The sequence below is a fragment of the Novosphingobium rhizovicinum genome, assembly GCF_040813635.1.
Classification (GTDB): Bacteria; Pseudomonadota; Alphaproteobacteria; order Sphingomonadales; family Sphingomonadaceae; genus Novosphingobium; species Novosphingobium rhizovicinum.
Map to the genome: position 1 here is coordinate 433,030 of NZ_JBFNXR010000021.1, position 23,057 is coordinate 456,086.

At 63.0% G+C, this 23,057-nt stretch carries 24 protein-coding genes and 1 tRNA gene; 15 read left to right on the forward strand and 10 right to left on the reverse strand.

The features are described 5' to 3' along the window. Nucleotides 1-9 precede the first annotated feature (9 nt). Nucleotides 10-1,218 carry a DUF445 domain-containing protein gene (locus ABUH87_RS06865; protein WP_367771664.1) on the forward strand — a complete coding sequence of 403 codons (1,209 nt, stop codon included), beginning with the start codon at nt 10-12 and terminating at the stop codon, nt 1,216-1,218. A gap of 23 nt (nt 1,219-1,241) precedes the next feature. After that, nucleotides 1,242-1,772 (forward strand): GNAT family N-acetyltransferase, encoded by a 531-nt coding sequence (locus tag ABUH87_RS06870; protein ID WP_367771668.1) that lies wholly within the window; start codon nt 1,242-1,244, stop codon nt 1,770-1,772. 54 nt (nt 1,773-1,826) lie between these two features. Here ABUH87_RS06870 and ABUH87_RS06875 read toward each other — a convergent pair whose 3' ends face one another. Beyond that, nucleotides 1,827-2,702 carry an LOG family protein gene (locus ABUH87_RS06875; RefSeq protein WP_367771676.1) on the reverse strand — a complete coding sequence of 292 codons (876 nt, stop codon included), beginning with the start codon at nt 2,700-2,702 and terminating at the stop codon, nt 1,827-1,829. A gap of 93 nt (nt 2,703-2,795) precedes the next feature. Between ABUH87_RS06875 and ABUH87_RS06880 the strand changes: the two genes are divergently transcribed. Beyond that, nucleotides 2,796-3,842 (forward strand): S66 peptidase family protein, encoded by a 1,047-nt coding sequence (locus ABUH87_RS06880; RefSeq protein ID WP_367771679.1) that lies wholly within the window; start codon nt 2,796-2,798, stop codon nt 3,840-3,842. A gap of 35 nt (nt 3,843-3,877) precedes the next feature. Here ABUH87_RS06880 and ABUH87_RS06885 read toward each other — a convergent pair whose 3' ends face one another. After that, nucleotides 3,878-4,540: an RlmE family RNA methyltransferase gene (locus tag ABUH87_RS06885; protein WP_367771682.1), complete on the reverse strand. Its 663-nt coding sequence runs from the start codon at nt 4,538-4,540 to the stop codon at nt 3,878-3,880. After that, on the reverse strand, nt 4,537-5,811 hold the full coding sequence (locus ABUH87_RS06890) for a Ppx/GppA phosphatase family protein (RefSeq protein WP_367771685.1): 1,275 nt from the start codon (nt 5,809-5,811) through the stop codon (nt 4,537-4,539). The genes ABUH87_RS06885 and ABUH87_RS06890 overlap by 4 nt, the downstream gene beginning before the upstream one ends. A 173-nt stretch (nt 5,812-5,984) precedes the next feature. Here ABUH87_RS06890 and ABUH87_RS06895 point away from each other — a divergent pair. Continuing rightward, nucleotides 5,985-6,058: transfer RNA gene (locus tag ABUH87_RS06895), tRNA-Gln, on the forward strand. Nucleotides 6,059-6,465: 407 nt separating this feature from the next. On the opposite strand, the gene ABUH87_RS06900 is transcribed toward ABUH87_RS06895, so the two are convergent. The 4 genes from ABUH87_RS06900 to ABUH87_RS06915 form a co-directional block, all read right to left on the reverse strand. Further along, nucleotides 6,466-7,848, reverse strand: coding sequence for a methyl-accepting chemotaxis protein (locus ABUH87_RS06900; protein WP_367771688.1), 1,383 nt, complete (start codon nt 7,846-7,848; stop codon nt 6,466-6,468). A gap of 406 nt (nt 7,849-8,254) precedes the next feature. Further along, on the reverse strand, nt 8,255-8,530 hold the full coding sequence (locus ABUH87_RS06905) for a hypothetical protein (protein WP_367771691.1): 276 nt from the start codon (nt 8,528-8,530) through the stop codon (nt 8,255-8,257). 107 nt (nt 8,531-8,637) lie between these two features. Then, nucleotides 8,638-9,066, reverse strand: coding sequence for a response regulator (locus tag ABUH87_RS06910; RefSeq protein WP_367771693.1), 429 nt, complete (start codon nt 9,064-9,066; stop codon nt 8,638-8,640). Continuing rightward, complete coding sequence (locus ABUH87_RS06915) at nt 9,067-10,170, reverse strand: histidine kinase dimerization/phosphoacceptor domain -containing protein (RefSeq protein ID WP_367771696.1); 1,104 nt, start codon at nt 10,168-10,170, stop codon at nt 9,067-9,069. Nucleotides 10,171-10,399: 229 nt separating this feature from the next. Between ABUH87_RS06915 and ABUH87_RS06920 the strand changes: the two genes are divergently transcribed. From ABUH87_RS06920 to ABUH87_RS06930, 3 genes are read left to right on the forward strand one after another with little or no spacing between them, the layout of a single operon-like run. Further along, nucleotides 10,400-10,921: a DUF305 domain-containing protein gene (locus ABUH87_RS06920; RefSeq protein WP_367772176.1), complete on the forward strand. Its 522-nt coding sequence runs from the start codon at nt 10,400-10,402 to the stop codon at nt 10,919-10,921. Then, a complete protein-coding gene (locus ABUH87_RS06925; RefSeq protein WP_367771699.1) occupies nt 10,918-11,424 on the forward strand; it encodes a DUF6692 family protein in 507 nt (168 codons plus the stop codon). The genes ABUH87_RS06920 and ABUH87_RS06925 overlap by 4 nt, the downstream gene beginning before the upstream one ends. A gap of 31 nt (nt 11,425-11,455) precedes the next feature. Then, nucleotides 11,456-12,004, forward strand: coding sequence for a c-type cytochrome (locus tag ABUH87_RS06930; protein WP_367771702.1), 549 nt, complete (start codon nt 11,456-11,458; stop codon nt 12,002-12,004). 7 nt (nt 12,005-12,011) lie between these two features. Here ABUH87_RS06930 and ABUH87_RS06935 read toward each other — a convergent pair whose 3' ends face one another. Next, nucleotides 12,012-13,256: a chloride channel protein gene (locus ABUH87_RS06935; protein ID WP_367772179.1), complete on the reverse strand. Its 1,245-nt coding sequence runs from the start codon at nt 13,254-13,256 to the stop codon at nt 12,012-12,014. 236 nt (nt 13,257-13,492) lie between these two features. Beyond that, complete coding sequence (locus ABUH87_RS06940) at nt 13,493-14,203, reverse strand: c-type cytochrome (RefSeq protein WP_367771704.1); 711 nt, start codon at nt 14,201-14,203, stop codon at nt 13,493-13,495. 117 nt (nt 14,204-14,320) lie between these two features. Here ABUH87_RS06940 and ABUH87_RS06945 point away from each other — a divergent pair, with 117 nt between their 5' ends. From ABUH87_RS06945 to ABUH87_RS06980, 8 genes are all read left to right on the forward strand, one after another. Beyond that, nucleotides 14,321-15,214 (forward strand): prephenate dehydratase, encoded by an 894-nt coding sequence (locus ABUH87_RS06945; protein ID WP_367771707.1) that lies wholly within the window; start codon nt 14,321-14,323, stop codon nt 15,212-15,214. A gap of 90 nt (nt 15,215-15,304) precedes the next feature. After that, complete coding sequence (locus tag ABUH87_RS06950) at nt 15,305-15,943, forward strand: hypothetical protein (RefSeq protein WP_367771710.1); 639 nt, start codon at nt 15,305-15,307, stop codon at nt 15,941-15,943. After that, nucleotides 15,940-17,244 carry a DUF4350 domain-containing protein gene (locus tag ABUH87_RS06955; RefSeq protein WP_367771713.1) on the forward strand — a complete coding sequence of 435 codons (1,305 nt, stop codon included), beginning with the start codon at nt 15,940-15,942 and terminating at the stop codon, nt 17,242-17,244. Before ABUH87_RS06950 ends, ABUH87_RS06955 begins: the two co-directional genes overlap by 4 nt. Then, complete coding sequence (locus ABUH87_RS06960; RefSeq protein WP_367771716.1) at nt 17,241-18,215, forward strand: AAA family ATPase; 975 nt, start codon at nt 17,241-17,243, stop codon at nt 18,213-18,215. Before ABUH87_RS06955 ends, ABUH87_RS06960 begins: the two co-directional genes overlap by 4 nt. 4 nt (nt 18,216-18,219) lie before the next feature. Further along, complete coding sequence (locus ABUH87_RS06965; RefSeq protein ID WP_367771719.1) at nt 18,220-19,548, forward strand: DUF58 domain-containing protein; 1,329 nt, start codon at nt 18,220-18,222, stop codon at nt 19,546-19,548. After that, nucleotides 19,548-20,588, forward strand: a complete 1,041-nt coding sequence (locus tag ABUH87_RS06970; RefSeq protein WP_367771721.1) for a stage II sporulation protein M — start codon at nt 19,548-19,550, stop codon at nt 20,586-20,588. Before ABUH87_RS06965 ends, ABUH87_RS06970 begins: the two co-directional genes overlap by 1 nt. Next, nucleotides 20,578-21,498 carry an RDD family protein gene (locus tag ABUH87_RS06975; protein ID WP_367771724.1) on the forward strand — a complete coding sequence of 307 codons (921 nt, stop codon included), beginning with the start codon at nt 20,578-20,580 and terminating at the stop codon, nt 21,496-21,498. The genes ABUH87_RS06970 and ABUH87_RS06975 overlap by 11 nt, the downstream gene beginning before the upstream one ends. A gap of 132 nt (nt 21,499-21,630) precedes the next feature. After that, nucleotides 21,631-22,380 carry an SDR family NAD(P)-dependent oxidoreductase gene (locus tag ABUH87_RS06980; RefSeq protein WP_367771728.1) on the forward strand — a complete coding sequence of 250 codons (750 nt, stop codon included), beginning with the start codon at nt 21,631-21,633 and terminating at the stop codon, nt 22,378-22,380. 75 nt (nt 22,381-22,455) lie between these two features. Here ABUH87_RS06980 and ppa read toward each other — a convergent pair whose 3' ends face one another. Then, entirely contained in the window at nt 22,456-23,019 is a 564-nt protein-coding gene (gene ppa, locus ABUH87_RS06985; RefSeq protein ID WP_367771736.1) for an inorganic diphosphatase, read from the reverse strand. Nucleotides 23,020-23,057: the final 38 nt, after the last annotated feature.

Consider the following 23,057-nt stretch of genomic DNA (forward strand, 5'->3'; position numbering starts at 1 on the left):
GCGCGGAGGATGCGCAGAACCGCGACGGGGCTGCTGCTGTTCATGGCGGTTGCCTTCATCGCCCTGCAGCGGCTCGCAGGTACCCATCCGGCATGGGGCTTCGCGATAGCCTTTACCGAGGCGGCCATGGTGGGGGGCTTGGCCGACTGGTTTGCCGTGACGGCGCTGTTCCGCCGTCCGTTGGGGCTTCCCATTCCTCACACCGCTATCATCCCGACCAACAAGGATCGCATCGCCGACACCATGGCGGCGTTTCTGCGCGACAACTTCCTAACACCTCAGGTGGTCGCTCGCCGGGTCAGCGGCTTCAATCTTGCCGCGAGTGCCGGCGCTTTCCTCGCCGGACCCGGGAACTCCGGGCAGTCTCGTTTGCGAGCCGGAGCGGCAAACCTGTTTGCCGATGTCCTGGAATCGCTGGATCCGGAGCGGATTGGGACGCAGGTGAGAGCAGGGTTGGCCCACCAGCTCGAGAAGGTGGAGCTCGCGCCGTTGCTGGGCCAGATGCTGTCCGCCTCGATCGCGGATCGGCGTCATCTCCCGCTTATCGAAGGCGCCATACGCTGGGCAGGGGAGGCTTTAGAGGCGAACGAGGGGCTGGTTCGCACGATGATCAGCGAGCGGGCCAACGGGCTGATGCGGTTCGCTGGTCTCGACACGCGCCTGGCGAATGCGGTGCTCGACGGCCTCTACAAGCTGATGGCCGAGATGATCGTGCAGCCCGATCACCCGCTCAAGCTCAAGATCGAGCTTATGCTCGAAGACTTATCCAACAAGCTCGAGAACGACCCCGCAACCCGGTTGAAGGTGGAACGTGCCAAGCTGGACCTGCTCTCCAATCCCGCAGTTGGCGAGTGGTGGCAGGGGGTCTGGGAAAGGCTGCGCCGCTCCCTGATCGACGCGGCCCGCAATCCCGATGCGACGCTGGGCACGCGGATCACAGGCATGATGGGCGAACTTGGGCAGGCGCTGCAGCACGATCCGGCATTGCAGCATCAGCTCAATCGCTTCGCGCGCCGCACCATGGTCGGGATCGCATCCCGTTATGGCGACGAGATCGTGCGCATCGTGTCTGAGACAGTGAAGCGCTGGGATGCACAGACGGTGACGGAACGTCTCGAGGGAGCGGTTGGACGTGACCTTCAGTTCATTCGCATCAACGGCACCTTGGTCGGCGGCCTTCTTGGCCTCGGCATCCACGCCGTTGAGCTCTGGTTGTGAGGCAAGAAAGCGCTGTGACAGGGATGCCTTTGCTCAGGACTGAGCGTTTCGACCTGTGGCGCCCTCGTGGACCCGAAGATCTCGACGGCCTGTGCCGCCTTGTCGCGGATGAGGAGACGCGGCGCTTTCTCGGGTCCATAGAGCCAACTCCACAGTCGCAATGGGAGCGCCTGCTTCGCAATGCGGGATCATGGAGCCTGTACGGATACGGTGCATTTCTCGTTCGGCCGCGAGACGGCGACGAGATCATCGGCAACTGTGGGGTGTTCCACTCGTGGCGGGGCATCGAGCCGAGCATGGACGATCAGCCCGAGGCAGGCTGGATCGTCCGGCGGGATCACTGGGGGCAGGGGCTGGCCCGCGAAGCGATGGAGGCCATTCTCGCCTGGTTCGATGCCACGCATGGACCCAGGCGTATCGTCGCGATGATCGAGAGAGGAAACGCGGGTTCGCAGCGGGTCGCTGCTGGCCTGGATTTCAGCCACTATGCCGAGAAGGTGCAAGAGGACGGCTCGACTCTCGAGTTTTACCAGCGTCTCCGCGACGCGGGCTGACTCGGCGGAGGATCAGCGCCACCCTCTGCCGGCGCCGATTATGCCGCGCCAGCTTCAGCCGCAATCGAGGCCGTAGAACTTGACGATGTGGCGCCATCCTTCCTCGGCCGTTTCGCACCAATGGAACAGATCGGTGTCGTTGGGGTTGATCACACCTTCTTCGGCCATGGCTTCGAAATTGATCACCCTGCTCCAGTAATCCTTGCCGAAGAGCAGGATCGGGATGGGCTTCATCTTGCCAGTCTGGACCAGCGTCAGCAGTTCCAGGAACTCGTCGAGCGTGCCGAACCCGCCAGGGAACACGGCAACCGCACGCGCGCGCAGCAGGAAGTGCATCTTGCGCAGCGCGAAGTAGTGGAACTGGAATGAGAGGCGAGGGGTGACGTAAGGATTAGGCGCCTGCTCGTGCGGAAGTACGATGTTGAGGCCCAGCGATTCGGCGCCGACATCCTGGGCGCCCCGATTGGCGGCCTCCATGATCGACGGGCCTCCTCCTGAGCAGACCACAAACTGACGCATGCCATTCTCGACAATTGCGCAGGAACTGGCGGTGCGGGCGAGCTTCCTCGCCTCTTCATAGTACTTGGACTTAGCCACGAGGCGCTCGGCCACCGCCTTGCGCTCCGGCGTGGTTGCCGTCGCCAGCACGGCCTCGCAATGTTCGGGCGCCGGGATGCGGGCGGACCCGTACATTACCAGCGTAGAGCCGATATTGGCTTCCTCCAGCAGCATCTCAGGCTTGAGGAGCTCAAGCTGAAAGCGCACCGGCCGCAACTCGTCCCGCAGAAGAAATTCGGAGTCGAGGAATGCCAGGCGGTAGGCGGGATGCTGCGTCTGCGGGGTGCCGTCCTGTGCTTCGGCAAAGCCCGCTTCCTGTTCGGCTTTATAGAAACGCCTGTCGGTCAGGTTCTTGTCTTCGGGTTCGGTCATGACGGATCACATGGCGTCTCGCGGACGCGGCGTCGAGTGCAAAGCGTCCGACACCATTGCCTCGCCTGAGGCTGGAGGAGACGCTAAGGATGCATGGTGCCCAACCGACGTTCTTTCATCACGGGAATGGCCGCCGCGGCGCTCGCCGCTGCAGGCCCACTATCAGCGCGCGCTCCATCCTCGCGGCAATTCGCCCGAAAGCCGGCGCGTCTCCGCGCCGGGGATACCCTGGGGCTGGTAGCACCGGCCGGCTTTGTGGGCGACAGGTTCGGTATTGAGGCGATAGAAACTGCGGTCAGAGCCATGGGCCTCGTGCCCAAGCTCGCCAGCAATCTTCTGACTCGGGAAGGCTACCTTGCCGGCGACGACCGCAGACGTGCTGCTGATTTCCAGGCGATGTTCGCCGATGACAGCGTTGCTGCGGTGATGAGCGTGCGCGGGGGCTGGGGCTGTGCGCGCATTCTCCCATACCTCGACTTCGAAGTGCTCGCGCGCAATCCGAAGCTCTTCGTCGGCTTTAGCGACAACACAGCACTCCACATGGCTATTGCTGTGCGCTGCGGCTTTCCGACCATTCACGGTCCGAATGCAGCGACGGCGTGGCAGCAATCGTCGTGGAATGCGTTTCATGCGCTCGCGTTCGAAGGCGAAACCCCTACGATCGAAGCATCGCCTTATCCCGGCAACCTGCTGACGCGCGGCGCCTCGCGGGTGCGTACCTTCCGCAGCGGAAAAGCGACGGGTCGCCTGCTCGGCGGCAATCTCACGGTCCTGAGCGCACTCGTCGGCACTCCGTACCTGCCGGATTTCAGCGGTGCTATCCTGTTTCTCGAGGATGTGAATGAATCCGAGTACAGGATAGACCGCATGCTGACGCAGCTCGCCTTGTCAGGCCTTCTGGGGAAGGTCGCGGGCATCGTCTTCGGGCGATGCACCAGCTGTGCCGAGCAGGCGGCGGGTTATGGCAATTTCACTATCTACGAAGTGCTGGATCGCGCGTTCGCCCCTTTAGGCGTGCCAGCCTTCCAAGGTGCCCCGTTCGGGCACGTTTCGGGGCAGATCAGTATTCCAGAAGGCGTGATGGCAGAGATCGATGCCGACGCTGGCACCATCCGCGTGCTGGAGCCTGCGGTGCGCTGACGACGATGACGGGGCGGCGTTCGCTCTCGCTCGGTTCAGCGGCCCTTGAACCCTTTGGCAATGACATACCATTCCGAAGAATCTTTGCGGCTCGCTGGCGGCTTGGCATGCTTTACCGTCGCAAAGTGCCTCTTCAACAGAGTCAGGAGAGCCGAATCCGTTCCACCGGCAAGCACTTTGGAAACAAATATGCCGCCCGGAGCCAGCGTGGCGATCGCAAAATCGGCTGCGGTCTCGACGAGCCCCATTGTGCGCAGATGGTCAGTCTGCTTGTGGCCCACCGTATTGGCCGCCATGTCCGACAGCACGAGGTCAGGAGCACCCTCAAGCGCTGCCTCTAGCGCGGCAGGCGCTTCGTCCGCCATGAAGTCCATCTGGAAGATGGTGACGCCCTCGATCGGATCAGTCGGAAGCAGATCGATGCCAACCACTTTCGCCTGCGGACGGCGCTGGCGTATGACCTGGCTCCAGCCTCCGGGCGCAATGCCGAGGTCGACGGCCCGCTCGGTGCCCTTCAAGAGGTCGAACTTCTCGTCCAGCTCGATCAGCTTGTAGGCTGCGCGACTGCGGTATCCATCTGCCTTCGCCTTCTTGACGTAAGGATCATTGAGCTGGCGGGTCAGCCACCGTGCGGAGCTCGTAGAGCGCTTCTTCCCGGTACGCAGGCGCTCGCCGGGATCGCGACCAGAGCGGCTCATGGGCGATCCGCGAGCCGGTAGCGCTCGCCCCCATACCCGTGCGCTGCAATCAAGCTGCGCAGAATTCCTTCGCGGATGCCACGGTCTGCCACGCCCAGACGGCCTGCAGGCCACAAGTCGAGAATGGACTCAAGGATTGCGCAGCCGGCGACAACCAGGTCGGCGCGCTCTCGTCCTATGCATGCCAGTTCGCGCCTTTGCTCGATCGGCATGGAAGAAAGACGGCTGCTGATTGCGCGCATGGCGCTGGCGGGCACGATCAGCCCGTCCACGGCGCTGCGGTCATATTGTGGCAACTCCAGATGAAGGCTTGCGAGCGTTGTGACGGTGCCGCTGGTGCCCAGCAGGCGCAAGGGTCCGGCGCTCCCCGCGGACTCGCGAGCTGGCTGAATACGTCGGGCAAATGAGGCAAAACTCTCCGATACGAGCCGGTGCATGTGTTGATAACGGGCAAGCCGCGCTTCGTGTGTGCTCCCCTCCTCACCGCAGCTTTCGCTGAGTGAGACCACGCCCCAAGGGACGCTTTGCCAGTCGAGGATGCGCGGCACCGTGTCCGTGCTTTCGATCAGAACCAGCTCGGTAGATCCTCCGCCGATATCGAAGATCATGGCAGGGCCCATACCCTCTTCCAGCAGCACATGGCAGCCAAGCACGGCGAGACGCGCTTCCTCACGGGCGCTGATGATGTCCAGCGCGATACCCGTCTCCTGACGCACCCGTTCGATGAACGCGGTACCATTTTCCGCCCGGCGGCAAGCTTCCGTGGCGACGGAACGAGCGAGATAGACATTGCGGCGCATGAGCTTGTCCGCACAGACGCGCAGCGCGCCCAGCGTACGCTCCATCGCCTCGGGGGAAAGCCGCCCCGTCTGCGCCAAGCCCTCGCCCAGCCGCACGACCCGGCTGAATGCATCGATTACGGTGAAGTTCTCGCCCGAAGGGCGGGCAATCAGCAGCCGGCAGTTGTTAGTGCCCAGGTCGATAGCGGCGTAGGCCTGCCTCTGCTGACGCGGCTGGGCGAAGCTGCGCACCGCTGTGTCGCGCGAATCGGGGGTGCTGCTGCCCCCGGACCGACGGGAACCGTTTGAGGCCCCGGCTCTGTCATTCTCGCGCGGCGCGGCGCTTGTCGCATGCGGCTTTCCGCCCGGGGAGCGGACTTCCGGCGTGTCGTTGGCGGCAGATGGGCGAACTTTGCCCTTACGCGCATTTCGCCGCCTTGCACGGCGGCCCGACACTTCGACCTTCGCTGCCGGCGGAAGGGGATCCGCCATGGGTAGCAAACTCTTCCAATATCATCCCGGCCAAGACGGACGGGCACCTGAAACAGATGCTAACGCCCGCATGCTCCCGGGGCAAGGGCGCAGCTGCGAACGGGCATCCGGTAAACTCCGTTGCGAAGGGCGCTTGACCCGAATCACACACGTGCCTAGAGGAGCGCCCTCGTTGCCCGATCGTCTAAAGGTAAGACTACGGACTCTGACTCCGTCAATCGAGGTTCGAATCCTCGTCGGGCATCCATCCTTCTCAAGTACAGCTATCGACAACGCAGCACGGCAGGCGCACCGTGCCGTTCCGTGGAACGTCTCGCCAAGCAATCAGAAGCTGTACTTGGTTGTGTTTCCCAGGGCGCGGATCCCCCGGTTCGTGTGCGACGAGCCCAGTGCTCCCTTGAACGACCGAAAGCAGTTCCAAGTGAAGCCAAATAGCCTCAGCACGACAGCGAAATCTGACTCGAGCGCGACTTCAGCTCGCCCGTCGAGATCGAGCGTAGGCTGAGCCGACGTGATATTGGCGATTCTTAGCTCTTGCCGAATGCTGTTCCTGCTTGATCACGAGAAGACTTCGGGTCCAACTTCAGCCCATTTCCGGCCGAAGAGTTGGTGCTAGCCTCTGCCTCTGCCTCTGCCTCTGCCTCTGCCTCTGCCTCAGAAGGCGTGCCAGTCGTTCGAGGGTACCTGTGCTGACATGGCATTGACGATTTGGGCCAAGCGGGGTGCGGGAGGAGCTTGGAGGTGTGGGGATGCGGTGCGGCGCGTACCGGTTGGCTCTGCCGCATCTGTCTTGAACCGGCTTGTCTCGGCGGCAAGCGCCTGAACTTCCTGTGCCAGATTGCGAGCGGCGGCCGAGGTCTCTTCAACCATGGCGGCGTTCTGTTGCGTGGCTTCATCCATGGCACTCGTCGCGACCGCGATCTGCGTGATCGCTGAGGCTTGCACCTGGTTGTCGGTTGCCATCTGCGCCAGCAATTCGTGCACATGACGGACGTCGGTGGAAATCTCCACGAGGGCTCCGTCCACTTTGCCCACCGCATCCACAGCCGTGCCGATTTCGGATTGCGTAACTGTAAGCTGATCGCGCGCCCGCTTGGCCTCTTCCTCCGCGCGCATGGCTAGAGCGGAAACCAGGTCGGCGACCACGGCGAAGCCGCGTCCGGCTTCACCGGCCCGACCCGCTTCGACCGCAGCGTTCATGGCCAGAACGCGCGTTTGGAAGGCGATCTTGTCTAGCCCCTCAATCACGCTGTCGATGCCCTTTGCGCTTTCGGATACGCGGCTCATGGACTCAACGACCTGATCCGCGATCTTGCGTCCGTTGGCGACAGTGGCGATGGCATCGTCAGCCTTTTCGACCGTACGGGACGCGGCCTCGACAGAGGCCTTCAACCGACCATCGATCTGAGTGACAGCGGCTGAAGTCTCCTGCAGCGACGCGGCATTGCTCTCGGTCCGGCGTGCTAAATCCTCGCTCGCCTGTGCGATCTCACCCGAGCCGGTGCGGATCACCGACGCGCTTTCAGTGATCGAGCTGACAAGCGCGGAGAGGTTGTGCAGGGCATCATTGAAGTTGGTTTTCAGACCAGAGTACGAGACCGGGAGGTCGTCGGCGACCGTGGCCGTCAGATCGCCTGCCGCCAAGCTACGCAGATGCTCGCTGAGCAGGTCGACTACCGCTTTCTGCTCTTTGGTATGGGCTTGTTGCTGCAAGGCAGTCTCGCGGAACGTAAACATCGCTGCGGTCATGCGTCCGACGCAGTCCTTGTAGTGGGTGAACTGGATCGGTGATTGCAGATCGCCAGCCGCCAATCCCTCCATGCGGACAACCGTAGTCACGTACGGGTCACAGATAGCACGCCGGAACTGCGAGCCCAGAAGTGCGGACAGTGCAGTCGCAATCAGTCCGACGCCTAATGTAACTAGAGTATTTCCGAATACGGAACTTATCGCTGTGACGCCGGTCAGCATGGTGAGGAATCCAAAGGCGACCAGAGTCTTTTGGCGGATCGGCGCGACTTCTTGAAACCAGTTCATAGCGAACTCCTGTATTCCAATCCGATCCGCGATCACGGACGGCTAGAACTGGCGGCAAAAAAGCGGCCCACGGAGTTCTCATAGGAAGACGACGTTGAACAGTGGTAAACCGGGATGGTTTCGTATTCATTGCAAAAGCAGGAATACTCGATCAAACGCTAACGCTCATCGCGCAAGGGACCGGCAATATCAAAATGAAATCAAAGGACTTTATGGCAATTCCATGCCTGAACTTATTCAGATCCTGCCTGGCGATATGTCCTTAAGGACATGCCCTTTGGTGCATAGCATCGTTGCAATGGGTTGATCGCGAGCTGCCGCATCTTTTGATCAGAACGAATGCGGCCGCTCAGCCATGTCCAGGCTGAGCGGCCGCAATGCGCGCCAGATTATCGGATTTAACCGCTTACTCTTCGTCAGCCTCGGCAGCGTTCACATCTACAGTGGGAACTTCCACAGTCTGCGTCTCGGTGCCGACATTGATGTCGGCGACATCGGCGTCAACCTCGGGGAGTGCGCCTCCCTGGACAGACATATCGACCTCGGGCGCCGCGAGCTCACCCTGAGTGTCCACATCGAAGAGCCCAGCCATCCAAGCGATGATCAGAAGTAAAACGACGACGAGAACCGCGATCAGAATGCCACGTTTGGAACGGCCTCCATCAGGGCGATGATCTACCATTATCAGTCCTCCTCCTACACAATCCTGAAGCGTGAACGACCTCGGGCAGCAATTGTTGCACGACGTTTCACTTGTAAGTTGCTTAATCGCCGCGTCGCAATTCGCGGCTAGCTGTAGAGCGTCAGGGCTGTTGGTATCATGGGCGGGGCTGCTCCGGCCGCTATGGAATGCGCTGCGACGACCGACTTGTGAAGTGCGGCAGTATGGAAGGGTTTGCTGACGCAGCCCAAAATGAGGCGATGGTCGGCGCGTCCGGGGCAATTGCCGCTCAGATAGATGACGGGGATGCCGAGCTCTGCCAGCTTCACGGCTGCGTCCACGCCGCTATCACCCTGGGCAAGGCGGACGTCGCACAAAGCCAGATCTACATCGCCCGCCTGCCCAAGCGCGATCGCCTCCTGCACATTATCCGCAGTGCCGACAATCGTATGCCCATGGAGCGTCAGTGCATCCTCGATCAGCATCGCGATCAGCGCTTCGTCTTCAACGATCAAAAGGTTCAAAGGCCGGTCTTCCGGCTCAGGATCTTCAAACATTCAAACCCTCGCAGGGAAACGGATGGTGAGAGTGCCGCCGCTCACCGAATGTGTTGCGCCGACCTGACGCAGGAATGCGCGTGACAGGCGCTGCTCAAACACGTTGTCTGGCAGATTCGCGTCTTTCACAGCAATTTCGGCGATGTCGCCCGTGCCGCCCGAAGCGATCTCAATGGAAAAGCCGCCCTCCGATTGCGAGGCATGATTCAGCGCGGTGTCTACCAAGAGCGCCAACGCGACAGCCTTCTCGATCGGCAGGCGTGTTGTGACCGTTCCCACCACCCGCACGGATTCGGCCGGCCGATCTCCGCCCAAGCCCTTGAGCAGATCGACGATCGAGACGCTGCTTAGATCTTTCGAGGCGTAGAGGGGGCGGTGCGCCGATGCGATCACCTCTATCCTGTCCCCCATGCGGCTCAGCGCAGCGGCACGACCCGGCTCGGCTTCGTCGGCCGTTTCCAGCCTCACCATGCTGACAACCAGTTGCAATGCGTTACGCACGCGATGATTCAGCTCGCTCAGCAGCCGTTCGCGAGCCGCGATGCCCGCGCGCAGTTCCTCTTCCGCCTGGAGGCGGACCTTGGCCAACGTGACGTAGTGACACAGCGTATGCAGGAAGCTGAGCTCGTCTTCGGTGAACTTGCTTGCCCACTTGCGACCGAAACCCAAGGTGCCGATCAGCTTCTCTCCGTGGACGAGCGGAGTACAGGCGTAGGCGTCCAGGCCAATGCCCTTGACGAAAGCGACAAGCGGATCGTCCGATCCCTGCACCTCTGTCACGTGAAGGCGCTCTCGATTGCGAGCGGCGCAACCGCAGACTGCCTGCCCCAGCTGAAGCTCGGCTCCAGCGGCAGCTTGTTCATCGGTGAGGCCGCCATGCGCTTCCAGCACGAGGCGGTCGTCAGCGAATCGATAGTTAAAGAAGACGTCGAGTTGCAGCTCTGACTGGATCAACTCAAAAAGATCATCGACCATGCGAGCGGGGTCAACAGCGGCAAGAAGCTGCTCCGCTGCCTGGGCGACGAGCGCGAGTCGGTGACGCGAAAGAGCCAGATCGACGCCGGACTCGCCAGAGGGGGTGATCGCGTGCTGCTGCGAGGTCATAGCGTAGTCTTGTACCAGCGTACCTACGCTCGCAAGTGCGTAGCGATACGCGGAGCGACGGGATCGCGCTTGGTTGTCCAGTCCAGCGGCGGGGGAACAATCGGAGGCGATTGAGTATTCCGGGAGGAGCAGCAGGAGGATAGCCATGGCTGAAAAGAAGCCGGATCATGACGGCGCGCACGGCGGCGGCCAGATGAGCGGAGGCGGCATGTACGGCAGGTTCATGGCCATGATCGGTACGTCTACCGTTGTCATGTTCTTCCTGATGTATCTGAACACTTTCAGCGCGGACCATGTTTTCTTCAGCGAAACTCGCTTCTGGATGGCCTTCGTCATGGGGGCGACGATGGCCGTCGTCATGCTGCTCTTCATGTGGTCGATGTACAAGAGCCGCACGAAGAACCTGATCATCCTTGGCGTTGCCGCTGTGACCTTCGCACTGGCGCTGTGGCTGGTGCGCAGCCAGACGACAGTAGACGATACAGAGTACATGAAGGCGATGATCCCGCATCATTCGATCGCCATCATGACCAGCGAGCGCGCCCATCTTCGCGACCCGCGGGTCCGGGAACTGGCGCATGACATCATCGTGGCGCAACGGCGCGAGATTGCCGAAATGAAGTACCTGATCGTCGACATAGAGAAGAACGGTGTGCGAACGGTAGAGCGCATGCCCCGTCCGGAAGAGCTTACAGCGCCGGGTACGTCCGCCACGGGTTCCACGGAGAAAAAGCGGGAGAACGACCAATGAACCGGAACGGTGGTCTACTCTGCTCCTTGACCATGCTGATGCTCTGCGCGTGCAATAGCAATACGGCACCCGGCAATGACCGCGAGGCACAGCTCGACAGTGCCCCCATGCCGGCGTCCGTTGTGCCGGCGTCACAAGCTCTGTCAGGCATTGCGACCGAAGCCGTGCAGGCCGAGACCATGACCGCTACGGAGATCGCCAGCCTCGGCGGCGCGGAGGGCAGATGCCTGATCCGGCTTACCAGGGTCGGCCTTCCCTCCTTCGTTCTGGACGAAAGGCACGGGACTGGAGCGATCAAGCTCAACAACAAGCTCATCCCGCTGCAGGCAGAGCCAGGAGGGCATTATTATTCCGATGGCGATCTTCGGGTGGTGATCCGTCCGGTCGATCAGCAGTTGGCCAAAGAAGTTTTCCGAGAAGTCGACATGATCGTGATGTTGCCGGGCGCAAAGGATGAACTCGGCTATCGCGGCTACGAGGACTGCTCACAGGCTCCTGAATGAGGGCATTGGAGCAACCGATGGAGTGCGAAGCATGATGAGCAAGGTGTCGTGGCGCAGCGTGCTGATCGGTGCGGCTGGCATGCTCTCGCTACTGCTCGCATTTGCGCTTATTGTCGTGCTCACAGGGGCTTACAACGTCGCTGCGGACGATAGGCACGAGACTCCTGTCGGATGGGCGCTGACTACGACGATGCGCAACTCCGTTCAGAACCGCGCCAGCGAAATTCGGGTGCCGGCAATGACGCCGGCTATGGTTGCTGCCGGAGCGGCGCCTTACAAGGCGATGTGCCAGCATTGCCACGGCGGTGTCGGTGCAAGCCGCGAGAAGTGGGCGCACGGCATGCGACCCATGCCTCCAGCGCTCGCATCCGCTGCGGCGGAATGGAAGCCCGAGGAGGTCTTCTGGATCGTCAAGCACGGCGTGAAGATGAGCGGGATGCCTTCTTTCGGTGGATCCCACGACGAACGTGCGCTCTGGAACATCGCAGCTTTCGTCAAAGCGTTACCGCAGATGACCCCTGAGCAGTACAAGGATTTTGCATCCGCTGAGTCGGAAGCGGCCGCCGGCCACTCTCATTGAGCTTGCGTCAGGCCTTTGCCGCCGGACTGAGGAAGGCGGCGGATAAGCCGTGATACAGCCGTTCCCGGCACACGAGGGCGCTGACGGCATCGGCAATGAGCGCGGCAGCGAAGAGCGGAATGACGAGGCCGCGGCTTGCGGTCGTCTCCATGATGATGATGACGGCGGTGAGTGGAGCACGCACAACACCCACAAAGTAGGACACCATCCCCAACACAACGATCACGCCAGCAGGTGCATCGAAGAGGGGGGACAGGAGATTGCCGATACCGGCGCCGACGGATAGCGATGGCGCAAAGATCCCTCCCGGTGTGCCGCTTAGCGTGGTCGCCAGAGTGGAGGCGAGCTTGGCAGGGCCGAACCAGAGTGGTGCCTGATCGCCCTCCACCATGGCGCGTGTGGCTTCGTAGCCGGTCCCCCAGGTGCTCTGAGTCGCCACACCCAGTGCCGCCACCACCATCCCGCATCCGAGTGCGAGCAGTACAGGGCGCTGGCGGGCGGCGACGATCCAGGGGTGCCGAACTTTGCCGAAGCGCAGTACGGCACGGGAAAAAAGCCCACCCGCGATTCCTCCGCAAACACCCACTACCGGGATGACGATTAGGGCGGCGCGCAGGTTCAACGTTTCGCGCATAAGGCCGAAGTAGACGTAATCGCCCGCTAGCCCCAGGCTGATGAAACCCGCGATCATCACTGCAGCCATCACGAGGACGGCGACTTGCTGCTCATAGGCAGAGGCAAGTTCCTCGATGGCGAAAGCCACTCCCGCGAGTGGCGTGTTGAAGGCTGCGGATACACCCGCGGCGCCCCCCGCGATGTACACGCCGGCCGTGATCGGTACCCGCAGCCATCTATGGACTGCGATCATGATCGCCGCGCTGATCTGAACAGTCGGACCTTCGCGGCCGACCGAGCCGCCAGCCAGGAGCATGACGAGAGTTAGCCCGAACTTACCAAGCGCCGTACGGAGCGAAACGAGCGGCCCGTCGCCGGAGGCGGCAGGCTCGCGCGCTGCCGCGATGACTTGCGGGATGCCCGATCCACGCGCCGCTGTGAACCAGCGATGGGTCACCCACGCCGCTGCGGCAAAGATGCAAGGCGTCAGCACCAGGGGCGCATAAGGCCACCGGTGCGCTATGGAGATGAGCACGGCCTGGGCGCGGTCGCCGAGCCAGGCGAAGGAGAGTGCGACGAGCCCGAGCAGCACTGCCCCCACGGCAGTGGCGATCCGGCGCTGGGCGACCGGCATCATCCCCTCAGGAACGCTCGGCAGAAATCCTGTCAGGAGCGCTTTAGGCCGCATCGTTGATGAGGTCGCGTGATCGCGCGAAGATGATCAGGATGTTCACCCGCAGTATTCCGAGCGGCCCCTGACTGGTGGAATGGCTTGTGCGACAGTCGCTTGCATTTCCCGATCGGACGCTGATTCGAAACTTAACGCCTGAGGGGTATGTGCCCCCCGCTCCTGCGCAGGGGGCGCAAAAACCATTAAGGTGAGACAGGGCTGGCTATGGTGCCGGCCTTGTCGCCGCCGCCTTCCAGCTTGGGGGCAGGCTGCGCCATCGCACCGGCTTCGGCCTGCTCGCCCGAAGGCGCGGGTTCCGCCCCGCCGCCCGGAGGATTGACGGATCCGTCTTCGGCTGCGCCTTCCTCGGCCGGTGCTTCCGCAGCCGGAGCTTCGGGCAGAGGCAGGTTCGAACCTTGCGTGTTCATCCATGCCATCAGGTTCGCACGGTCTTCAGCCTTCGAGAGGCCGGCGAACGTCATCTTCGTGCCGGGAGCGAAAGCCTTGGGGCTCTTCAGCCATTCGTTCATGGTCTCGAAGGTCCACGTTCCGCCTTTGCTCTTGAGCGCGTCGGAGAACGCGAAGCCCGCATGCTGGGCGAGCGGCTTGCCGAGTACACCATGAAGATTCGGGCCGATGCCGTTGGCTCCACCCGCGTTGATCGTGTGGCACGATGTGCACTTCGCGAACACGGATTCGCCTTTGGCGACGTCAGCGGTGGCAAGCAGAGTTGCGATGGGGACTTCGCCAGCCCCGCCGCCCTCGGCCTCTACGCCTTCGATCTCGTAGCCCATGGTCTCGGGGCGATGAGGCCTGTCGGCCCTGAAGTAGTGCGAGCTGACGCTCGAGAGTCCAAGGCCTACAACGCCCGCGAACAGGGCCCAGCCGGCGATGGTGTTGAAACGGTCGTCCATTTAAGAGTTGCCCCGCGGGTGTTTGCTCAGCCGATTGCGCTGCGCTCTAGTGTCGGGCGCAGGCGAGCGCAAGAGCCATTGCGGTTGCACGTCACCCAGCCTAAGCGCCCCGGCACGATGGACTCCTATCCGCAACCCGCCCGCACCCTCGTCACGCAGATGGAGGCTGATGCAGCCGCCGACCCGGCGCGCACGCTTGCGCTTCAGGGAGCACCTGGGTGCAACGGGCACCGTGCAGCGCTCGAGTACGATTCGGAGTGTCACCCGCTGCCGTGCTTCGCCTTCGAGGATGCGCTCGATGCCGTGAAGGAAGGGCGCGCCGCAAGAGCGATCATTCCGATCGAGAATTCGCAGAATGGCCGAGTTGCTGATATTCATTTCCTTCTTCCCGAGAGTGGCCTGGCCATCGTCGGCGAACACTTCATGGAGATCCATCACGCGATGATGGGCCTCGGTAAGGGGCCTTTCACAGCCGCTTACAGCCATCCGCAGGCACTGGGCCAATCGCGCCATTACCTGCGGGATCGCGGGATCGTACCGCTGTCCTATGCCGATACCGCGGGCGCCGCCGCTTATGTGAAGGAGCAGGGCGACCCTTCGGCATGCGCCATTGCGCCTGCGCTTGCGGCCGAACTCTATGGCCTTGAGATTATCGAGCGCAATGTGGAGGACGCGGCGGACAACATGACCCGCTTCGTTGTCCTCGCGCGTGAGCCGCTCGATCCGGCGTCGCTCGGCGGCGGTCCGGCGATGACGACCTTCATCTTCGAGGTGCGGAACGTCCCTGCCGCGCTCTACAAGGCGCTGGGAGCTTTCGCGACCAATGGCGTCAACATGACGAAGCTGGAAAGCTATCAGGTCGGCGCCAGCTTCGCGGCAACCACGTTCTATGCCGATATCGAGGGCGCGCCCGGCGATCCGCGCGTCGATCAGGCGATCGATGAGCTGTCCTTCCACTGCAAGTTCGTGCGTCTGCTTGGAAGCTATCCCCAGGCGCGGGCACGGGGCTGACCTCTTAATTCGGCGCCATCCTCCTGCTTGCGCCGGGGCCGGCATCATGCCACCAGTCGGCCAGTGACGGGGGGCGGCGCAATTCTCGCGATGGCGGCAGCGGCCAACTCAGTGGCGAACGAGGCTGCAAGCGACTGGGAAGCCGTCCGCCGCTCGAGCGAGATTCAGTTCGCACCTCTGCCGCCGGTCGAGGCGCCGGAATCCCCGCGATGGATTGAATGGCTCGGCCGGTTGCTCGACTCGATCTTCGGCCCTGCGGCCGAGGGGCTGATCGCGGCTTGGCCTGTCATTGACCAGGGCTTGCTGGCGCTGGCCCTGATGCTTGCGCTTTATCTTGCGTGGCGGCTCGTTGCCCCTTGGTTGTCGAAGCGGCGCACGCAGGGCTCGCCGGATGATACATGGACACTGGCACGCGAAGAGGCGCTGGCCCTCCTTGAGGACGCGGATCGGCTGGCTGCACGCGGCCTCTATGATGAAGCCGCGCACCTGCTGCTACAGCGCAGCGTCGGCCAAATCCGGTTGGTGCGTCCGGAGGCCCTCTCGCCTGCCAGCACGGCACGTGAAATTGCCGCGCTTCCGCAACTTCCAGCCGCAGCCCGTGCGGCTTTCGCGATCATTGCCGAGCGAGTGGAGCGAAGCCTCTTCGCCCTGCGCGGTCTGACGGAGCAGGACTGGACCGCCGCACGCGCTGCCTACGCCGACTTCGCTCTGGCGAACATCGCGCCATGATTGCCGAAACCAAGCCTGTCGCTGCCGGCACCGCTCCGTTCACCTGGCGCTCGACGCTTGCGCTGGTCCTGTTCGGATCGTTCCTGTTCATCGCGCTGCTTTGGATGATCGGCAATGGCCTGGCCGATGGCAGCTCGAACAATGGCGGTGCTCATGCCGAAGGGCGCGGCCTCAACGGCTATGCTGCGTTGGCAAGCTATCTCGAGGCAAGCGGATGCCCCGTGCGGCGGAGCCGCACCAAGGCCGCCTTTGCCGAACAGGGGCTTCTGGTGCTTACGCCGGAGCAACACGCCAAGGCCGCCGACATCGAAGCTGCAATTGCAAGACACAGACCCTATGGTCCCACGCTGCTGGTGCTGCCGAAGTGGATTGCCGTTCCCGTGCCTGCGCAGGTGCGCGCTGCGACGGAAGCCAGGCAAGGCTGGGTCGTTCTGGCAGATGCACAACGACCTGCCTGGACGGAAGAACTGAGGATCTTCGGGCCTTTGGACGTTCGGATAGAAGCTGAGCGTGCGCGATCGTCCTGGCAAGGCCTGGGGCTGAGAGGGGTGCTTCCGGACCGATCGCCCGTTCAGTCTTTTTCCTCCGGAGCGGTCACCAGCCTCGTTCGTGATCGCAGCGGACAGGCGCTTGCCGGTTATCTCGACGATGGAACTGCCCCGGCGCTGGGGGCGAGGGCCGAAGGGGAGGCCGACCTGGCCGGATACCCGCTGGTCATCGTGTCCGAGCCTGATCTTCTCAACAACTACGGCATGGCCGATCGGCAGCGTGCCGCTCTCGCGCTGGCGCTTGTGACCGCGAGCATGGACGGTGAAGCCACTCCGGTCATCTTCGATCTTACGCTGGCCGGGCTGGAGCGGGGCAGCAATCTGCTGACGCTTGCTTTCACGCCGCCTTTCCTCGCCGCCACGATCTGCCTCGTGCTGGCTGCTGCCGCCATCGCCTGGCGGGGATTCTTACGCTTCGGCCCTCCGCTGGCACCAGAGCGACCGATTGCATACGGCAAGCGTGCTCTGGTTTCGAATACGGCCGGTCTCGTAGTGCGCTCACGCAGAGTCCATCTGCTTGGTCAGCCCTACGCAGATGCCATTAGACAGCGTCTCGTGCGCTCGCTTGCGCTGCCTCGCCACAGCAACGTGACTTCGCAGATGACCGCTCTGGATGGCGCAGCGCGCGGGATGGGCCGAGGGGAGCATGCCTTCTCCGACGCCGCGGCCCGCGTGGCGAAGGTGCGCTCCGAGCGCGAGCTTCTCAGTGCAGCCCAGGATCTTCATGCCCTCGAAAGGACGCTTACCCGATGACCGACACGCAGCCCGTTGCGCTCTCTCAGGTGGCGGAGCTTGCCGCCGCCATCCGCAACGAAATCGCCAAGGCGGTCGTCGGCCAGTCCGAAGTGATCGATCATCTGCTGATCGCGCTCATGGCGCGGGGGCACGTGCTGCTCGAGGGCCCTCCGGGAACGGCAAAGACCTTTCTCGCGCAGTGTTTTGCGGCCAGCCTGGGGCTGGATTTCGGACGCATTCAGTTCACCCCCGATCTGATGCCCGGGGATATTCTCGGGTCGAACCTGTTCAACTTCCAGACCAGCACGTTCACTTTGACGCGCGGGCCGATTTTCCGCGATCTGCTGCTCGCCGACGAGATCAATCGCACGCCTCCCAAGACCCAGGCTGCGCTCCTGGAAGCAATGCAGGAGCGGCAGGTGACGCTTGATGGCGCGGCGCATGCGCTTCCGCCCCACTTCATGGTGGTGGCGACGCAGAATCCGATTGAAAGCCACGGCGTCTATACGCTGCCAGAGGCGCAGCTCGACCGCTTCCTTTTCAAACTCGTCGTCCCGTACCCCAGCCACGAGGAGGAGCGTGCAATCGTCACGCGCTACGCGGAAAACCGCGCACAGCCCCTCCCGCGTGATCTCGGCATCGTGTCTGTCGCTGCTCCTGACAGGCTGGCGGGCGCAACTGCCGCAGTGTCGCAGGTCACCCTCTCCGAGCCTGTAGTCGACTACATCGTCCGGGTGATCCGTGCGACCCGCGAGAGTACCGAACTCTCGCTCGGCGCCTCGCCTCGTGCCGCGGTGCTTCTGGCGGGCGCGGCGCGCGCTCGGGCGGCCATCAATGGTCGCGACTATGTGCTGCCGGATGATGTGAAGGCGCTTGCGCCCGGTGTGTTGCGTCACCGTCTGGCGCTCAGTCCTTCCGCTGAGATCGAGGGGCGCCAGATCGAAGATTTGGTCGCCGAGCTGGTCACAGCGACCGAAGCCCCCCGCTAGGCCAATGGCGCGTGGCATTGCTCCTGTCGTGCCTACTGTGCGGACCGTGGGGCTGCTGGCAGCCGCTGCGCCTTTTGGCGTTCTGATTGCAGCCATGATGCCTGGAGCATGGCTCCTGATTGTTGCCTATGCTTTCGGCGTCCTGTTGCTCGCGATCATCGATGGTGTCGTGGCTGGGCGGCTGGAGAGCTTTACGACGATCGTGCCCAACGATGCTGAGGTGGGCGCCGCCAGTTCCTTCGCATTCGAGGCTCGCTTTCGTGGCGGGCGGCAGTCTCGAGTGGAGGCGGCGCTTGCCTGCGACAGCCGCCTTGTGGCGGGAGGACGATGCTCGTCATCACTGATTGGTTCGGCCCCGCACTGGAGTAGCCGCGCCGAGTTTACCCCGCTGCGGCGTGGACCTGCTGAAGTCGCGGCTGCTTGGCTGCGCTGGACGGGACCGCTGGGCTTGGGCGCGCGCCAGCTGGCCCAGGGGATAGGCGAACAGGTACGCGTTTGGCCCAACCTGGCAGAGGTGCGCTCGCCGGCGTTGCAGGCATTTCTGCGAGATGCACAACTGGGGCTGATTGCCCGTCGTTTCCGGGGAGAGGGGACGGAGTTCGAAGCTCTGACCGAGTACGAGCCAGGCGTGGACCGGCGACGCATCGACTGGAAGGCCTCTGCCCGCCACGGTGAGCTCTACGTCAAGGAGATGGAGACCGAGCGCAACAACCAGATCGTTTTTGCTATCGATTGCGGCCAGTCGATGTGCGAACCGGTTGCTGGCATGTCACGGTTGGACCGAGCCATCAGCGCTGCTCTGACCACCGCGTATGTCGCCTTGAAGGGTGGCGATCGGGTGGCGCTCTACGGGTTCGCGGCGAGGCCGGAAGGGCTAACCCCATTTGTTGGGGGCTCAACACAGTTCCACCGGCTCCAGCGCGCCGCCGCCGCTTACGAATACAAGGCCGAGGAACCGAATTTCACGCTGGCTCTGGCTACCTTGTCAGCGCGGTTCACGCGCCGTTCCCTGATCGTGGTGTTTTCCGACTTCTCCGACCCGACCGGGGCCGAGCTGATGATCGAAAGCGTGTCGCGCCTGCTTGCGCGTCATGTGGTCATCTTCGTGACTTTGGCTGATACCGAGCTCGAGGCCCTTTCAACCGTCCGCCCGGCTACCGTCGGTGATCTTGCGGTTGCGGTATCGGCCAGCGGATTGCTCCGGCAACGCGAACTGGTCCTGCAGCGCCTGCGCCAGTTGGGCGTTGACGTGGTCGAGGCCCCGTATGAGCGTATCGGAACGCGGCTTCTCGATGCTTATCTGACGATCAAGCGGCAGGGAGCCATCGGCTGATGACGAGACCGGCCGACATCGACGAAGCAGTGAACGCTGCGCTGCTGAAGTCCGACCGCTTTCGTCTCGAACGCGAGAGTGACTGGCTGCGTTTGGAGGCCATTGTCACGGCCATGGAGAAAGGGCGCCTGCGTCGGGTTTCGGACGAGGATCTGCTCGCCCTTCCGCAGCTTTACCGCACCGTCGCCTCAAGCCTCTCGATCGCGCGTGCCATCTCACTCGATGCAGCGACGCTGGAGTACCTGGAGGCCCTGACGCAGCGCGCTTGGTTCGTTGTTTATGGCCCCCGATCATCGCTCGGCAGCTGGTTGAAGGGCTTTCTGGGCGGAGGCTGGAGCCAAGCCGTGCGTGGGCTCGGGATCGACCTTGCTCTCGCATTGGCGGTGATGGTGGCGGGAGTGATCGCCGGATGGTTCCTCGTAGCCGGCGATGTCGAGTGGTACCGGACACTGGTGCCGGGGCAGTTTGCGGATGCTCGTGTACCGGGCGCGAGCCCCGAGGTATTGCGCGCCACTCTGTTCGGGCAGTCGGAACAGGACGGGCTCGGCGCATTTGCTGCCTACCTGTTCAGCAACAACGCCGGAGTCGCGATCATGGCCTTTGCCCTGGGCTTCGCATTCGGCGTGCCGACGTTGATGCTGCTGGTACAGAACACCGCCGTGCTTGGGGCGATGCTATGGCTCTACGCCGGGGCAGGTCTGACACTCGACTTCGCTGCCTGGATCTCGGTACATGGCACGACCGAACTCTTCGCGATCCTTCTGGCAGGCGCCTCAGGACTTCACATCGGCCGCGCAATGGCGTTCCCAGGGGAGCGCAGCGTGCTCGCTGCCGCTGCGGACGCTGGACAACGCGCGGCCCAAGTGATGGCCGGGGTCGTGTTCATGCTGGTAATGGCGGCTCTGCTCGAGGGATTTGCGCGACAGTTGGTCGACAACACACCGGGCCGCATGGGGATCGGATTCTGCATGCTTATGGTCTGGACTGCCTATTTCTTCGCCTTCGCCCGCGGACGAAGGGGAGCGGGCGATGGCGCGTAGCGTCTTTCAGCCCGCCAGCTCGGGCGGGAACGAGCGCCACCGAGTGCTCCTCACTCCGGAAGGCGTGACACTCCCCCTCATGGTTGCCAGCCGCGGGTCACGGGCGGGGGCGCTGATGCTCGACTTCGTTTTTCTGACGACCGGGTATCTCGCGGTGACCGTCGCGCTCATTTCGCTTGCCGGAGGGGTTGCGGGGCTGCTCGATCCCTTGGGCGCTGACAATGGCCATGCCTCCGCGGCACTGCAGTTCCTGATCGTAGTCTGGATCATCGCAGGCTTCCTGCTGCGTCATTCCTGGTTCCTGTGGTTTGAGCTTGGGCCTCGCGGGGCTACGCCCGGCAAGCGGATCACCGGCATACGCGTCGCGGCGCGCGACGGGGGGCGCCTGACTGCGGAGATGGTGATTGCCCGCAATTTTCTGCGGGATATCGAACTGTTCCTGCCCATCGCGTTCATCGCCTCGGCAGGAGCGGACAGTACGCCCGCTTGGCTTGCGGCAACGGCCTGGTTCGCGACATTCCTGCTGCTGCCCTGCTTCAACCGAGACCGCCTGCGGGCGGGGGACATCGTTGCGGGCACCTGGGTAGTTGAGGCGCCCCGGCGCATGCTTGAGGCGCCCGTGCTGATGCCCGCTGCAGGGGAGCGCTATCGCTACCGCTTCAACGATGCCGAACTGGCCGTGTATGGCGAGTACGAGCTGCAAACGCTCGAGAGAATCCTGCGCGAGGATCGCGCGCGCGCGTTGGTGTCGGTGCAAGCGGCGATTGCCGGCAAGACCGGCCGGACAGACGGCAGCGAGGAGCCGCGCGCGTTCCTGGAAGACTACTACGCTCAGCTGCGCGCCCGGCTGGAAGCAAGTATGCGAATGGGCCGACGCAAGGCAGACAAAAACGCGCCGGAAACGTCGTGAACTCTGCTTCGCGCGTTGTCGTTGAGACTGACCGCTTCCATGGCTGAACAGGCGTCCAATTCTGGGGTTCACCTCACCACGAATTGAGCTAAGCGGGGGCCTGCTCACGCAAACTTCCAGGGAGGATCCTGCATGACCTATAAAGTTGCCCTTGTGACCGGCGCTGCGGCCGGCATCGGCGCCGCATGCGCGAAGCGGCTTGCGAAAGATGGCGTTGCCGTCGGCGTTCTCGACCTCGATGCCGAGCGCTGCGCCGAAACCGTCGAAGCCATCACGCAGGCGGGCGGCAAGGCCATCGCCCTGGGCGCGGATGTCTCCAACCGTGAGCAGTGCAAGGCCGCAATCGAAAAGTGCCGCGACGCACTTGGTCCGATCACCATCCTCGTGAATAATGCGGGTGTAACCGACTTCACCAAGTTCGAGGACATGACGGACGAGCGTTGGGACTTCGTCTACGCCGTCAACGTGCGTGGACCGATGATCCTGTCTCAGCTCGTGCTGGAAGACATGAAGGCCGCCAAATGGGGCCGCATCGTCAATATTTCGTCGTCGAGCGCGCAGACCGGCGCAGTGAACATGATCTGCTACTCGTCCTCAAAGGGCGCAGTGGTCACTATGACGCGCTCGATGGCCCAGGAGTTTGGTCCCTACGGCATCACCGTCAACAACATTCCTCCCGGCTCGGTCATGGGCACGATCATGTCCGAGGCGAACCGCGATCGCTTCCAGATCCCGACCGAAGTGCTGCTGCAGACGATTCCGGTCCGTCGCATGGGCGAACCCGACGACATCGCAAACGCCTGTGCCTGGCTGTGCAATGAAGCCAGCGGCTACGTCACGGGTCAGACGATCGGCGTCAACGGCGGCCGGGTGGTCAGCTGATCGCCGATTTCGGTACAAACAAGAAGGGCCGGCGGAGAGATCCGCCGGCCCTTTTCAATAGCGAGAAGTCGCCGGTCAGGTCGCGCTGACGGATTCCTCGGCTGCAACCTTGTTCTGGTTGTAGCGATCGATCGCCTCCACAACGATGCGGCGCGCGTCCTCGGCTCCGCCCCAGGTGCCAACGCGGACCCACTTCTTCTTCTCCAGGTCTTTGTAGTGCGTGAAGAAGTGCTCGATCTGCTCCATGACGATACCCGGCAAATCGTCCTTCTCCGAGACATTGGAGTAGTACGGGAAAACCGAGTCGCTGGGTACGCAGACGAGCTTCTCGTCCCCGCCAGCTTCGTCCTCGAGGTTCAGCACTGCGATCGGGCGGGCCGCCACGACTGCGCCGGGAACGAACGGCGAGCGGGCGATCACCAGCGCGTCCAGCGGATCGCCATCGGGCGAGAGCGTGTGGGGGACAAAGCCGTAGTTCGCCGGATAGCGCATCGGCGTATGCAGGATGCGGTCGACAAAGAGCGCACCTGAAGCCTTATCGAATTCGTACTTTACCGGCTCACCGCCGACAGGAACTTCGATAATGACATTCAGGTTCTCGGGCGGATTCTTCCCTACCGGGATCATGTCGATACGCATGGCCGTCCTTCTATCCCGCGCCTCTGGGCGCTTCTGTT